The following is a 13,855-nucleotide window of genomic DNA, read 5'->3' as shown; positions in this document are numbered from 1 at the left end:
CTGGAGCCACCACGACGTGACCGAACCGGGTTTGAATGAACTGAATGCCGTGCTGGCGCGCGTACCGTCGGTCGAGCGTGTGCTGTCGTCGGCGCCGCTGCAACCGCTGCTCGCCAACTATGGCCGCACGCGCGTGCTGAACGCAGTGCGCGCCGAGCTCGAACGCTGGCGTGCCGCCGCCCAGCACGATCCGGCGGCCGCCGAACCGCTCGACGAGCCGAGCATCGCCGCGGCCGTCGCGCGCACGCTGGCCGCGCAGAGCGCGGGCGCGGTGCGCACCGTGTTCAACCTGACCGGCACCGTGCTGCACACGAACCTCGGGCGCGCGCTGTTGCCCGACGACGCCGTGCGCGCGGTGGTCGATGTGCTCACGCGGCCGGTCAACCTCGAATTCGATCTGGCCACCGGCCGTCGCGGCGATCGCGACGACCTGATCGACGATCTGCTGTGCGAACTGACGGGCGCGGAAGCCGCGACCGTCGTCAACAACAACGCGGCGGCCGTGCTGCTGGCGCTGTCCGCGCTCGCGACGAAGCGGGAAGTCGTCGTGTCGCGCGGCGAGCTGGTCGAGATCGGCGGCGCATTCCGCATCCCCGACATCATGAGCCGCGCGGGCGCAAGGCTGCGCGAGGTCGGCACCACCAATCGCACCCATCTGCGCGACTACGCGGACGCGATCGGCCCGCGCACCGCGCTTCTGATGAAGGTGCACTGCAGCAACTACGCGATCAGCGGCTTCACGAAGGAAGTGACGCTGGCCGAACTCGCGCCGCTCGCGCGCGAGCACGGGCTGCCCGTCGCCGTCGATCTCGGCAGCGGCACGCTCGCCGATCTGTCGCAATGGGGCCTGCCGCACGAGACGACCGTGCAGGAGACCGTCGCGGCCGGCGCGAACCTCGTCACGTTCAGCGGCGACAAGCTGCTCGGCGGGCCGCAGGCCGGCCTGATCGTCGGCGATCGCGCGCTCGTCGCGAAGATCAAGAAACATCCGCTCAAGCGCGCGCTGCGCGTCGGCAAGCTGACGCTCGCCGCGCTCGAACCCGTGCTGCGGCTCTACCGGGCGCCGGAGTTCCTGCGCGAGCGGCTCACCACCTTGCGCCTGCTGACGCGGCCGCAGCGCGATATCGCCGAGGCCGCCGAACGTGTGCGCCCGGCATTGCAGGCCGCGGTCGACAGCGGTTTCGTCGTGACGGTCGAGCCGATGTTCAGCCAGATCGGCAGCGGTGCGCTGCCGGTCGATCAGTTGCCGAGCGCCGGGCTCGTCGTGCGCACGCCGGACGGCAAGCGCGGCGGCCGTGCGCTCGCGCAACTCGAGAAGAAACTGCGCGAATGGCCGCGTCCGGTGATCGGCCGCATCGCCGACAATGCGCTGCGGCTCGACCTGCGCTGCCTCGAAGCGGCCGATGAAGCGGCATTCGTCGCGCAATGCGTGCAGGTCGCGGGGCCGGCTGCATGATCGTCGGAACCGCAGGGCACATCGACCACGGCAAGACGACGCTGGTGCGCGCGCTGACGGGCGTCGATACCGATCGCTTGAAGGAAGAGAAGGCGCGCGGCATCTCGATCGAACTCGGTTATGCGTATACGCCGCTCGAGAATGGTGACGTGCTTGGCCTGATCGACGTGCCGGGCCACGAGAAGCTGATTCATACGATGGCGGCCGGCGCGTGCGGAATCGACTTCGCGCTGCTCGTGATCGCTGCCGACGACGGTGTGATGCCGCAGACCCGCGAGCATCTCGCGATCCTGCAACTGCTCGGCATCACGCATGGCGCGGTCGCGCTGACGAAGTGCGATCGCGTCGACGCCGCACGCCTGTCGGCGGTGCGCGACGAGATTGCCGCGTGGCTGCACGGCACGACGCTCGACGGCGCGCCGATCTTCGAAACCTGCGCGACGCGCGCGGACGATCCCGGTGTCGCCGCATTAAAGCGTCATCTCGCCGATGCGGCGCTCGCGTGGCGTGCACGCCGCGACGACGGCCTGTTCCGGCTCGCGGTCGATCGCGTGTTCACGCTCGCCGGGCAGGGCACCGTCGTGACGGGTACCGCGTTCGCCGGACGCGTGGCAACCGGCGACACGCTCGCGATCGTGCGCACCGGCGCCGCCGCGCGCGTGCGCAGCATCCATGCGCAGAACCGGCCGGTCGACGCGGGCCGCGCGGGCGAGCGCTGCGCGCTGAACCTGGCCGGCATCGACAAGGCGGACGTCGAGCGTGGCGACACCATCGCGGATGCGTGGCTCGTCGCGACGTCGCCGCGTCTCGACGTCGACCTGAAGTTGCTGGCCGATGCGGGGCTCACGCTGACGCACTGGGCGCCGCTGCACGTGCATCTCGGCACGCTGCATCGCGTCGCGCACGTCGCGCTGCTCGACGGCGATACGCTCGCGCCCGGCCAGCAGATGCGCGTGCAACTGGTGTTCGACGAGCCCGTGTTCGCGCTGCCGGGCGATCGCTTCATCGTCCGCAATCCGCAGGCGACGCGCACCGTCGGCGGCGGCCGCGTGCTCGACCCGTTCGGTCCCGCACGCAAACGCCGCACGCCCGCGCGTCGCGCATGGCTCGATGCACTGGCGGCGTGGCTCGACGAAGGGCGGCTCGATGCGTTGCTTGCGCAGGCGCCGCTCGGTATCGCGCGCACGATGCTCACGCACCTGACGGGCTTCGCGCCCGGCGCGCTTGCGTTGCCGGACGACGCCCTGGCCATCGGCCAGCGCGAGCGTGCGTCGAACGACGGCGCGGTGATCGCGCGAGCGCACTGGCATACGCTGCAGGCGCGGGCGATCGACACGCTGCGCGCGTATCACGAGCGCGTGCCGGACGAGCAGGGGCTCGATTCGGCGCGCCTGCGGCGAATGGCGGCGCCGCTCGTCGGCGATGCGCTGTGGCGTGCGCTGGTCGATGCGTTGTTGGATGGCGGGGAGGTTGCGCGAAGCGGGCCGTGGCTGCATCTGCCGTCGCATTCGGTGAGTTTCGATGCGCGCGAGGAAGCGCTGGCGCGGCAACTGCTGCCGCTGATTCATGCGGGGCGCTTCGATCCGCCGTGGGTCCGCGATCTGGCGCGCGACACGGGCGCGGCCGAGGATGCCGTGCGCACGCTGCTGCGCAAGCTCGCGCGACGCGGCGACGTGCACCAGGTCGTGCGCGACCTGTTCTATCACGCGGATGTCGTGCGCGAGCTGGCCGGGCTGGTGGCGCTTCTCGCCCCGACGCGCGGCGGCGGGCTCGATGCGGCGACGTTTCGCGACGCGACCGGGCTCGGCCGCAAGCGCGCGATCCAGATTCTCGAATTCTTCGATCGGGTTGGGTATACTCGCTTCCACCGCGATCTTCACTTCCTGCGGCCTGATAGCGGGTGGGTGGGTATACAGGCGTAGGCGCTCGTCGTTCTTTTGTTTTTCCCACGGAAGGCATTCGTATCCGGTGGTACGGCCGGACTTCAAATCCGGTTGGGGGTGTCAGACACTCCCGGGTAGGTTCGACTCCTGCTGCCTTCCGCCACAATGGTTTCGAGCGATTTTAGCACTCCGAGCAGAGCGCCCCTTTCGTTCAGGGTGTGGGTTTTTCTGCCCGATTCGTGTTCGCGACCTAGCAGGCCGTTGAAATACCCATCGACCGGATTCAGACCACTCATCGCAAATGACATGAATTCGCTCAACGGCTCGGCAATTTTGTTGCGTCACGCCGGGTTCAGCGGTAGAGCCCGGCCGGCGAAGGTATTTCCTGCCAGATTTCCTGCATTACGCGCCCTGCGGACGCACGAATCCCAACGTTCTCAGCCGCGTCAGGTTGTAGGCCGCCATCGTCAGCGTGAGCAACTGATCAACTTTCTCCAAGCCTCTCACCATCACCTGCCGGATCGGCCCGATCCGTTTGCCCCAGCCGAAGCACTGTTCGATGCATTTCCGTTTGCGCTGGCTCAGTGCGTAACCGAGATGCCGCGTCGTCCGACCATCGATTGCACTTCCGCCGGTGCGCTTCGTGTTGCGTGGGACGTGCGGCGTCACGTTGTATTCGCGGCAGGCCTTCACAAATCCACGCGTGTCGTACGCCTTGTCTGCGCCCACCGTAATACGTACGTCCGAACCCGACACATCGCGCAGCATGTCCGTCGCCACTTTGCGTTCCGCTCGGCCATTCGCCTCGCTGGCCTGAACGTTCACGACCAGACCGTGCCGGTTATCCGTCAGCACATGGCCCAGGTAACTCGGCAAGGCTGGCGCGGCATTGCTCTTGCGATAGAGCCGGCTCTCACCGTCGCTCTTCGATTCGTACGTTTCATTACTGCGCGATTCGCCATGCCAATTGTCAGGCGGACGATCATCGTCCCCGCCATCCTTGCGCCGGATGCTCTTGTGGCTGGCCCACGCATGGATCAAGGTGCCGTCCACACTGAAGTGCTCGCCCGACAGCAAGCCGCGTTTATGCGCCGTTTCCACCGTCGCGTTGAACAGGTCAGTCACTGCGTCGAACTCGATCAGTCGATCCCGGTTCTTGCTGAAAACCGAGTGATTCCACACCGCGTCTTCGATCGACAGGCCGACGAACCAACGGAACAAAAGGTTGTACGAGATCTGCTCGACCAGTTGCCGCTCGCTGCGAATGCTGTATAGCACCTGAAGTAGCATGGCCCGCATCAGCTTCTCCGGCGCAATGCTCGGCCGACCGCCTTTGATGTCCGCTTCGTACATCGCCGAGAACTTGGCATCCATATTCGACAGCGCCTCGTTCATCCAAGTCCGGATCGGGCGCAGCGGATGCGTTTGCGGTACGAACTCCTCCAGTCTGACTGTACTGAACAGGGATTCGTTGTAGCTGTCGGTGCCTCGCATGCTGCCTTCGTGCCTTGGGATCGGGTTCGTTACATCGTGACGGATCGGCGGGGGTATTTCAACGGCCTGCTAGGGTGGCCAGTAGGAGAAATGTTTGGAACTCGGTTGCTCGTTCCAATGTGCCGGGCGCCCCTAGAGCTTTGTCGATTTGGGTAGTTTTTTCGTCACTCATAACATTCGGTCGGTCCAGGCGTCTACGTTGATACATGGGGACGAGTTGCTGGTTCCTGCCTCAGTGCTTCGGCAATATCCAGCGCTGCCTTTTGCAGTTCGGGCACATAGCGGCGAGTGGCATCTTCGAGACTCACCGCGCGTGACAGGAAGACGACATTGAGACTGGCGATCACGCGTTCGTCCGCGCTGATCGCGACAGCCACCGCACCAATTTTCGCTTGTGCGGCCCAGTCCCCGTGATTCGAGCCGAAACCATCCTCGCGCACGCGCTGGATCAGCTTGAGTACGAGCGCATCGTTCCTCGCGAACGCCTGTTGCTCTTCGCCGCCCGCGCCGGAACGCAACAGTTCCAAAATGTCCTCGCGCTCCTCATCGGGGCACGTCGCGAAGTAGGCGCGGCCTGCCGCCGTCAGCAGGATCGGCAAGCGCCGCCCGACCATCGCGCGATGAAACGACAGCCGGCTGAAGCGATGCGTCGTCTCGCGAATGATCATCGCGTCGCCATCGGGCGTGGTGAGATCGGATGGCCACGCGACGCGCTGCAGTAGCTGCCCCATGATCGGCGGCGCCACGGTCGCGATGCGCTCGGTATCGGTGAAGCCCTCGCTCAACGAACGCACCGCGAGCGTCAGGCGGAAGCTGTCGTCCGATGTGCTGCGGCGCACGAACCCTTCCTCCATCAAGGTTTCGAGCAGGCGGCGCACCGTGGTGCGATGGAGGCCGGTCAGATCGGCGATCTGCTGGCTCGTTGCACGCCCGTCTTCCATCGCATTCAGCGTTCGCAACACCTGAAGGCCGCGTGCTAGTCCGCGTACGTTCGTATAGGTTGTCACGTCAAAAAATCCCATTGAAATCAATCATGTGCATTCTATGCACATTCCGGAGATTTTGTTGAGGGCGTTGTCCGCCGTCCATAAACTGCATTCACAAGCTGAACGAGCGAGCGCCGGACGCTTCGTCGGTTCAGCGCATCGGACAAACCAGTCAGGAGACAAGCATGCGCCCCGCCTTTGAACCGGCGGCCGGCAACGGCCGCGCTCATCCTCACGAAACGACACATCGTTCGATCGAGACCGATGTCGCCATCGTCGGCGCGGGCCCGGTCGGTCTGATGATCGCGAACATTCTCGGCTTGGAGGGCGTGCGCGTCGTCGTGGTCGAGAAGCTCGCGCAGATCATCGACTATCCGCGCGCCATCGGCCTCGACGACGAAGCGCTGCGCGTATTCCAGTCGGTCGGCCTTGTCGACGAACTGCTTCCGCACACCACGCCGAATCACTGGATGCGCTTCACGCTGAAAGGGAAGTGCTTCGCGTCGATCGAGCCGCGCACCGACGAATTCGGCTGGCCGCGCCGCAACGCCTTCATCCAGCCGCTCGCCGATCAGATTCTGTACCGCGGCCTCGAGCGCTTCGAAAATGTGTCGACGCTGCTTGGGCACACCGTCGACAGCTTCGCGCAGGACGAGTCCGGCGTAACCATCGACGCGACCGACGTGCACGGCGTGAAGACGACGATCCGCGCCGCGTACATGGTCGGCGCGGACGGTGGCAACAGCTTCGTGCGCCGGGCGCTCGACGTGCCGTTCGAAGGCCGCACGAAGCCCAATCAATGGATCGTGATCGACGTGCGCAATGATCCGATCGGTTCCCCGCATGTCTATCTGCATTGCGACGCGCGGCGTCCCTACGTGTCGGCGGCGCTGCCGCACGGTATCCGGCGCTTCGAATTCATGGTGATGCCCGGCGAGACGGAGGCGGAACTGTCAAAGCCGGAGAATATGGCGGCGCTGGTGCGTGGGGTCGTCGACGACCCTGACAAGGTCGACTACATTCGTCAGCGGGTCTATACGCACAACGCGCGGCTCGCGAGCACGTTCCGCGTGAAGCGCATCCTTCTCGTGGGCGACGCCGCGCACATCATGCCGGTGTGGCAGGGGCAGGGTTACAACAGCGGCATTCGCGACGCAAGCAATCTTGGCTGGAAGCTCGCGATGGTCGTGAAGGGCGCGGCGCGCGATTCCCTGCTCGATACCTACACGCTGGAGCGGCGCGCCCACGCACGTTCGATGATCCACCTGTCGGAAGTCGCGGGCGATATCTTCGCGCCGACGAGCTTCTTCGGATCGAAAGTGCGTGACGCGTTCGTGCGCTGCTTCGACGTGCTGCCTTCCATGAAGCGCTACTTCGTCGAGATGCGCTTCAAGCCGATGCCGCGCTATGAAGAGGGCGTCGTGCTGTTGGCGCGACGCGAGCGGTCCGACGGCCTGCTCGCGCGCCTGATCGCGAATCGGGGGCACGGCGCATTCGGACGGCTGGTCGGGCTGATGAGCGAGAAACGTGAATCGCTGATCGGGCGGATGGTGCATGGCCGCGATCCACAGGCGGGCACCCCCGTAGGCCGCATGTTCATCCAGCCGCGCGTGCGCGTCGAGGATGGCAGCATCGTCCGGCTCGACGATGCTATCGGAAATCGCTTCGCGATCGTGGGATGGGGCACGGACCCGACCTTCGGTCTGACTGCCGAGGCGCGCCGGATCTGGAACACGCTCGGAGGATGCTTCGTGATCGCGAAGCCCGACACGCAGCTTGCCTTCCACGACGACGTGCCCGAAGACGTTATCGCCATTGGCGATGTCGACTCGCGCCTGCGCGACTGGTTCGCGCGCGTGCCGGAATCGGTCGTGCTGCTGCGGCCGGACCGCTTCGTGGCCGGCATGTGCTCGCCGCAATGCGTATCGGATTGCGTGTCGCGGCTGGCACAGCGGCTATCGCTTCCGATGACGACGGGTGCAACGACCCACGACGCGACGTTGGTGCACGTCGCCGACCTGGCAGGAGCCTGAGATGCCGATCCATCTCGAATGCATGTCGCACTCGCCGCTGCACGGCTACTTCGATCCGGAGCCGGCGGTCGTCGAGGAAGTCGAGCAGGTGCAGCGCGCGGCGCGCGAGCGGGTCGACGCGTTCGATCCGGAGCTGGTGATCGTGTTCGCGCCTGACCACTACAACGGATTTTTCTACGACGTGATGCCGCAGTTCTGCATCGGCGTGAGCGCGACGGCCATCGGCGATTTCGGCAGTGCGGCTGGTCCGTTGCCCGTCGCGCGCGATGTGGCGCTCGGGCTCGCCGACGCAACGCTCGCGAGCGATATCGACGTAGCTGTGTCCTATCGCATGCAGGTCGATCACGGTTGCGCGCAGGCGCTCGAGGTGCTCACGGGCGGCATCGACCGCTATCCAGTGGTGCCCGTCTTCATCAACTCGGTTGCGCCGCCGATGGCGTCGTGCCGCCGCGCCCGGCTGCTCGGCGATGCGATTGGTCGCGCCGTCGCGCGTATGAACCGACGCGTGTTGCTGATCGGCTCCGGCGGCATTTCGCATGAGCCACCGGTGCCGGAAATCGCGAGCGCGGACGATGTCGTCGCGGAACGGCTGATCGCGGGGCGCAACCCGTCACCGGAGTCGCGCGATGCGCGGCAATCCCGCACCGTCGCGGCGGCCAAGGCATTCGCGGCGGGCGACAGCCGCCTGCACCCGCTTAATCCCGCATGGGACCGCATGTTTCTCGAACTGCTCGAGGGCGGTGAGATCACTGCCGCCGACGGCCTCACGAACGATGCGATCACGCGCGATGCGGGCAAGTCCGCGCACGAGGTCCGGACGTGGGTTGCCGCATTCGGCGCACTCGCGGCGAGCGGTCCTTACGCGGCATCGATCGATTACTACCGCGCGATTCCGGAGTGGATCGCGGGCTTCGGCGCGATGCACGCGCGAGAACAGGTCTTTTTCAGGAAATAGAACCATGGCGAATGACAACAGTATGCTGGCGATGGCCGAGCGCCTGCGCGAAGCGCAGGCCTCGCGTCGGACGATCGCACCGCTACGCGATGCGTGCCCCGAAGGCGACGCGGTACTGGCCTACGCGATCCAGCAGATCAACAACGACTTGCGCAAGGCGAACGGCGAGCGTGTCGTCGGCAGGAAGATCGGCCTGACTTCGCCCGCGGTGCAGAAGCAGCTTGGCGTCGATCAACCCGACTTCGGCGCGTTGTTCGCGTCGATGGCTTACGGCGACAGCCAGCCGATGCCGCTTGCTTCGTTGATCCAGCCGAAGGTCGAAGCGGAGATCGCGCTCGTGCTCGAACGCGACCTGACAGCCGACAAGCACACCTTCGCGGATCTGATCTCCGCGACCGCGTATGCGGTGGCCGCGATCGAGGTCGTCGACAGCCGCATCCACGACTGGGACATCAGCTTTTTCGACACCGTCGCGGACAATGCGTCGAGCGCGCTGTTCGTGCTCGGTAGCCGCCCGGTCCTGCTGCGCGATGTCGAACTGACCGCTTGCGCGATGACGCTTACGCAGGATGGCGAAGTTCTTTCACGCGGCAACGGCAGCGCGTGCCTAGGCAATCCGCTCAATGCGGCCGTGTGGCTCGCGGATCGGATGGTTCGACTCGGCACGCCGCTGCGCGCGGGCGACATCTTGCTGACGGGCGCGCTCGGCCCGATGGTCGCCGTGAACGCGGCCGGCACCTATACGGCACACATCGAAGGGCTCGGCAGTGTGCGCGCCAGTTTCAGCGAATGACGGACGGAGACATTCCCATGGCAACAGACAACACCAAGCGCAAAGCCGCGATCATCGGATCAGGCAACATCGGCACCGACCTGATGATCAAGATCATGCGTCGCAGCCTGCATCTCGAAGTCGCGGCGATGGTCGGCATCGATCCGGCCTCGGACGGTCTCGCGCGCGCCGCGAAGCTCGGCGTGGCGACGACGCATGAAGGTGTGGAAGGGCTTGCGCGCCTGCCCGTGTTCGAGGAGATCGACTTCGTGTTCGATGCGACGTCCGCCGGCGCACATGTGAAGAACGACGCGTTCCTGCGTACGCTCAAGCCCGGCATCCGCGTGATCGATCTGACGCCCGCCGCCATTGGCCCGTACTGCGTGCCGGTGGTGAACCTCGACGCGCATCTCGATGCGCCGAACGTGAACATGGTTACGTGCGGCGGACAGGCGACGATCCCGATGGTCGCCGCCGTGTCGCGGGTCGCGAAGGTGCATTACGCGGAGATCGTCGCATCGATCAGCAGCAAGTCTGCGGGGCCCGGCACGCGCGCCAACATCGACGAGTTCACCGAGACGACGTCGAAGGCCATTGAAGCGGTCGGCGGTGCCGGCAAGGGCAAGGCGATCATCGTGCTCAATCCGGCCGAGCCGCCGCTGATGATGCGCGACACGGTCTATGTGCTGTCCGACACGGCAGACCGGACGCTGATCGAAACGTCGGTCGAGCAAATGGCCGCTGCGGTCCAGGCCTACGTGCCCGGCTATCGGCTGAAGCAGTCCGTTCAGTTCGACGATATCTCCGCCGCTGAGCCGCTGCATATTCCCGGACTCGGCCGCTTCAGCGGACTCAAGACCTCGATCTTCATCGAAGTGGAAGGCGCGGCACATTATCTGCCAGCCTACGCGGGCAATCTCGACATCATGACTTCCGTCGCGCTGGCAACGGCCGAACGCATGGCCGCGTCGCTTGTGAACGCGTGAAGCAAGGAGCACTCGATCATGGACAAGAAACTCTATATTTCCGACGTGACGCTGCGTGACGGCATGCATGCGATCCGTCATCAGTATTCGATTCAGAACGTGCAGGATATCGCCCGCGCGCTGGACGACGCGAAGGTCGACAGCATCGAGGTCGCGCACGGCGATGGCCTGCAGGGCTCGAGCTTCAACTACGGCTTCGGCGCGCACAGCGATCTGGAATGGATCGAGGCGGTCGCCGATGTGGTGAAGCACGCGAAGATCGCGACGCTGCTTCTGCCCGGCATTGGCACGATTCACGATCTGAAGGCTGCGTACGATGCGGGCGCGCGTGTTGTGCGTGTCGCGACCCATTGCACGGAAGCGGACATTTCGAAGCAGCACATCGAATACGCGCGCAGCCTCGACATGGACACGGTCGGCTTCCTGATGATGAGCCACATGACCATGCCTGAAAACCTCGCGATCGAAGCGAAGAAGATGGAAAGCTATGGTGCGACCTGCGTGTACGTGGTCGATTCCGGCGGCGCGATGAATATGAACGACATCCGTGCACGCTTCCGGGCGCTCAAGGCGGCGCTGCGCCCCGAGACCGAGACGGGCATGCATGCCCATCACAACCTGAGCCTTGGCGTGGCCAACTCGATCGTTGCGGTCGAGGAGGGGTGCGACCGTATCGATGCGAGTCTGGCGGGCATGGGTGCGGGCGCGGGCAATGCCCCGCTCGAAGTGTTCATCGCGACGGCCGAGCGCCTTGGCTGGCATCACGGCACCGATCTCTATCGCCTGCTCGATGCGGCCGACGATATCGTGCGCCCGTTGCAGGACCGGCCGGTGCGCGTGGACCGCGAAACGCTCGCGCTGGGCTATGCGGGCGTGTATTCGAGCTTCCTGCGACATTCCGAAATTGCGGCGAAGAAATACGGCCTGAAAGCCGTCGATATTCTCGTCGAGCTGGGCAAGCGCCGCATGGTGGGCGGTCAGGAAGACATGATCGTCGACGTCGCGCTCGATCTGAAGAAGCGCGAAGCACGCGCCTGAACCACCCAGTATGCCATGCGCCATGAAGAGCGCCGTATCGTTCAACCTGGAGACATCGATGAAAACGTCAACGGCTTTATCCGCGCGCGCAGGCGGTGCCATCACCATCGGCCTGTGCCTCGCGGTTGCCCTCCTCGAAGGGCTCGACCTGCAATCAACCGGCATCGCCGCGCCGCGCATGGCACACGAGTTTCATCTCGCGATCGCGCAGCTCGGCTGGGCATTCGGCATCGGCGCGCTCGGCCTGTTGCCGGGCGCGGCGATTGGCGGCAGGCTCGCGGATCGCATTGGCCGCAAGCGCGTGCTGATGATGTCGGTCGCGCTGTTCGGGATATTTTCGATTGCAACGACTCAGGTGTGGGATCTGCAGAGCTTGCTCGTCGCCCGCTTTCTCACAGGCCTCGGTCTCGGCGCTGCGATGCCGAACCTGATCGCATTGTGCGCGGAGGCGGCAGCGCCCGGACAACGCAGCACGGCCGTCGGCGCAATGTACTGCGGCATGCCTTTCGGCGCGGCGCTCGCGGCTGTGATCGGCATCGTCAGCCCGGGCGCCGAGGGCTGGCGGCATATCTTCTATGTCGGCGGAATCGGGCCGCTGCTGACCTTGCCGCTCCTGGCGCTCTTTTTGAAAGAGTCGCCGCACTTTGTCGCGGCGAGCCGGACGGCGATCCCCGAATCGAACGACGGCATCGTCCGAGCGCTCTTCAGTGACGAGCGTGCGGTGACGACCATCGCGCTGTGGATTAGCTACCTGGGGACGTTGATCGTGCTGTACTTCCTGATGAACTGGCTGCCGTCGATGGTGCTCTCGCGCGGCCTCACGCCGGTACAGGCGAGCATCGTGCAGATGATGTTCAACATCGGCGGCGGCGTCGGCGCGATCGTGATCGCGGGGCTGATGGATCGCATTGGCAAGCGGCCGGTCGTGATCGGCATGTATACCGGCATCGCTATTGCGTTGCTGGCGCTCGCCGGCGCGACGGGCAGCGTGTCGATGGCATGGGGCGGCCTGCTGGCGGGTCTGTTTCTCGTTGGCACGCAGTCGGTGCTGTATGCGCTCGCGGGGGCAACGTATCCGACGCTGGTGCGGGGCACGGGCGTCGGCGCAGCGGTCGCGGTCGGCCGCGTGGGTTCGATGGTCGGCCCGCTGATCGCCGGGCAACTGCTGGCGTTGGGCCAGAGCGCGTCGATGCTCGTGATTTCGAGCATTCCGCTCATCGTGATCGCGGCGCTCGGCGCGCTCGCCGTGGTTGCGAAATCTGCACGCGAGTCGGCCAACGGCTCGCACACTTTTGGAACCGAATCGATCTGACGAAGGACATCGACATGACTGACACCGTGATTCATACAGAGGCCGCGACCAGCAAGTTCGTGAACGTGATGGAAGGCGGCAAGGAACTGCGCGTGCACTACAACGACACCGGCGCAGGCACGGAAACGCTGGTGTTGCTGCACGGTTCCGGGCCGGGCGCGAGCGGCTGGGCCAACTTCCATCGCAATGTGGACGCGTTCGCGAATGCGGGTTATCGCGTGATCCTCGTGGACTGTCCCGGCTGGGGCAAGAGCGATTCGATCGTGTGCACCGGCTCGCGCTCCGACCTGAACGCGCGCGTGCTGAAGGGCGTGCTGGATATGCTCGGCATCGAGCGCGCGCATCTCGTCGGTAACTCGATGGGCGGGCATAGTGCAGTGGCCTTCGCGCTGTCGAATCCGGAGCGCGTCGGCAAGCTCGTGCTGATGGGTGGCGGCACGGGCGGTCCGAGCCAGTTCGTTCCAATGCCGACGGAAGGCATCAAGCTGCTGCAAGGGCTGTATTGCGACCCGACGCTCGAGAACCTGAAGAAGATGTTGAACGTGTTCGTCCACGATGCGAGCACGATGACGGAAGAGCTGATGCAGACACGGCTCGATAACATGCTCGCGCGACGCGATCATCTCGAGAACTTCGTGAAGAGTCTGGCGGCCAATCCGAAGCAGTTTCCGGACTACGGTCACCGGCTGAACGAAATCAAGGCGCCCGCGCTGGTGATTTGGGGCCGCGATGACCGGTTCGTGCCGCTCGATGTCGGCCTGCGGCTCGTTTGGGGCATGCCGAACGCCGATCTGCATGTGTTCGGGCGTTGCGGGCACTGGGCGCAATGGGAGCATGCCGAGCGATTCAACCGGATGGTGCTGGAGTTCCTGCACCCGGCGCCGACCGAAGGCCAGTGACGTGCGTGCTTAACCCGCCGCGCGACGTTGCGCCTGACCCC

At 65.3% G+C, this 13,855-nt stretch carries 11 protein-coding genes and 1 tRNA gene; 10 read left to right on the top strand and 2 right to left on the bottom strand.

Going from position 1 to position 13,855, the window contains the following annotated elements:
• The first annotated feature begins 16 nt into the window (after positions 1-16).
• The 3 genes from selA (at position 17) to WS75_RS03925 (ending at position 3,502) form a co-directional block, all read left to right on the top strand.
• The gene (gene selA / locus WS75_RS03935; protein ID WP_059679243.1) at positions 17-1,456 is read left to right on the top strand and encodes an L-seryl-tRNA(Sec) selenium transferase; all 1,440 of its coding nucleotides are present in this window, start codon (positions 17-19) and stop codon (positions 1,454-1,456) included.
• The gene (gene selB, locus WS75_RS03930) at positions 1,453-3,378 is read left to right on the top strand and encodes a selenocysteine-specific translation elongation factor (protein WP_059679242.1); all 1,926 of its coding nucleotides are present in this window, start codon (positions 1,453-1,455) and stop codon (positions 3,376-3,378) included. The genes selA and selB overlap by 4 nt, the downstream gene beginning before the upstream one ends.
• A gap of 28 nt (positions 3,379-3,406) precedes the next feature.
• Positions 3,407-3,502: transfer RNA gene (locus tag WS75_RS03925), tRNA-Sec, on the top strand.
• A 239-nt stretch (positions 3,503-3,741) separates the two neighbouring features.
• On the opposite strand, the gene WS75_RS03920 is transcribed toward WS75_RS03925, so the two are convergent.
• Positions 3,742-4,833: an IS5 family transposase gene (locus WS75_RS03920; RefSeq protein WP_059679241.1), complete on the bottom strand. Its 1,092-nt coding sequence runs from the start codon at positions 4,831-4,833 to the stop codon at positions 3,742-3,744.
• Positions 4,834-5,027: 194 nt separating this feature from the next.
• On the bottom strand, positions 5,028-5,840 hold the full coding sequence (locus WS75_RS03915; RefSeq protein WP_059679240.1) for a DNA-binding transcriptional regulator: 813 nt from the start codon (positions 5,838-5,840) through the stop codon (positions 5,028-5,030).
• A 164-nt stretch (positions 5,841-6,004) separates the two neighbouring features.
• Here WS75_RS03915 and WS75_RS03910 point away from each other — a divergent pair, with 164 nt between their 5' ends.
• The 7 genes from WS75_RS03910 to WS75_RS03880 are packed head-to-tail and all read left to right on the top strand — an operon-like array spanning position 6,005 to position 13,814.
• Positions 6,005-7,852: a bifunctional 3-(3-hydroxy-phenyl)propionate/3-hydroxycinnamic acid hydroxylase gene (locus tag WS75_RS03910; RefSeq protein ID WP_059679239.1), complete on the top strand. Its 1,848-nt coding sequence runs from the start codon at positions 6,005-6,007 to the stop codon at positions 7,850-7,852.
• 1 nt (position 7,853) lies between these two features.
• On the top strand, positions 7,854-8,807 hold the full coding sequence (locus WS75_RS03905) for a 3-carboxyethylcatechol 2,3-dioxygenase (protein ID WP_059679238.1): 954 nt from the start codon (positions 7,854-7,856) through the stop codon (positions 8,805-8,807).
• 4 nt (positions 8,808-8,811) lie between these two features.
• Positions 8,812-9,600, top strand: a complete 789-nt coding sequence (gene mhpD / locus WS75_RS03900) for a 2-keto-4-pentenoate hydratase (protein WP_059679237.1) — start codon at positions 8,812-8,814, stop codon at positions 9,598-9,600.
• A 17-nt stretch (positions 9,601-9,617) separates the two neighbouring features.
• Positions 9,618-10,565, top strand: a complete 948-nt coding sequence (locus tag WS75_RS03895; protein WP_059679236.1) for an acetaldehyde dehydrogenase (acetylating) — start codon at positions 9,618-9,620, stop codon at positions 10,563-10,565.
• A 15-nt stretch (positions 10,566-10,580) separates the two neighbouring features.
• On the top strand, positions 10,581-11,603 hold the full coding sequence (gene dmpG, locus WS75_RS03890) for a 4-hydroxy-2-oxovalerate aldolase (protein WP_373558497.1): 1,023 nt from the start codon (positions 10,581-10,583) through the stop codon (positions 11,601-11,603).
• A 58-nt stretch (positions 11,604-11,661) separates the two neighbouring features.
• Positions 11,662-12,915 (top strand): 3-(3-hydroxy-phenyl)propionate transporter MhpT, encoded by a 1,254-nt coding sequence (gene mhpT / locus WS75_RS03885; RefSeq protein ID WP_059679306.1) that lies wholly within the window; start codon positions 11,662-11,664, stop codon positions 12,913-12,915.
• A gap of 14 nt (positions 12,916-12,929) precedes the next feature.
• A complete protein-coding gene (locus tag WS75_RS03880; RefSeq protein WP_059679234.1) occupies positions 12,930-13,814 on the top strand; it encodes an alpha/beta fold hydrolase in 885 nt (294 codons plus the stop codon).
• Positions 13,815-13,855: the final 41 nt, after the last annotated feature.

Origin of the sequence: Burkholderia sp. FL-7-2-10-S1-D7 (genome assembly GCF_001524185.1) — a bacterium.
Classification (GTDB): Bacteria; Pseudomonadota; Gammaproteobacteria; order Burkholderiales; family Burkholderiaceae; genus Burkholderia; species Burkholderia diffusa.
The sequence above is the reverse complement of the archived record's forward strand: the minus strand, read 5'-3'. Positions and strand labels throughout refer to the sequence as shown.

What these genes read in the sequence shown, in the direction of transcription:
- selB (WP_059679242.1), top strand. Translation starts at nt 1,453, where the DNA reads ATGATCGTCGGAACCGCAGGGCACATCGACCACGGCAAGACGACGCTG.
- WS75_RS03920 (WP_059679241.1), bottom strand. Translation starts at nt 4,833, where the DNA reads ATGCGAGGCACCGACAGCTACAACGAATCCCTGTTCAGTACAGTCAGA.
- WS75_RS03910 (WP_059679239.1), top strand. Translation starts at nt 6,005, where the DNA reads ATGCGCCCCGCCTTTGAACCGGCGGCCGGCAACGGCCGCGCTCATCCT.
- WS75_RS03905 (WP_059679238.1), top strand. Translation starts at nt 7,854, where the DNA reads ATGCCGATCCATCTCGAATGCATGTCGCACTCGCCGCTGCACGGCTAC.
- mhpD (WP_059679237.1), top strand. Translation starts at nt 8,812, where the DNA reads ATGGCGAATGACAACAGTATGCTGGCGATGGCCGAGCGCCTGCGCGAA.
- WS75_RS03895 (WP_059679236.1), top strand. Translation starts at nt 9,618, where the DNA reads ATGGCAACAGACAACACCAAGCGCAAAGCCGCGATCATCGGATCAGGC.
- mhpT (WP_059679306.1), top strand. Translation starts at nt 11,662, where the DNA reads ATGAAAACGTCAACGGCTTTATCCGCGCGCGCAGGCGGTGCCATCACC.
- WS75_RS03880 (WP_059679234.1), top strand. Translation starts at nt 12,930, where the DNA reads ATGACTGACACCGTGATTCATACAGAGGCCGCGACCAGCAAGTTCGTG.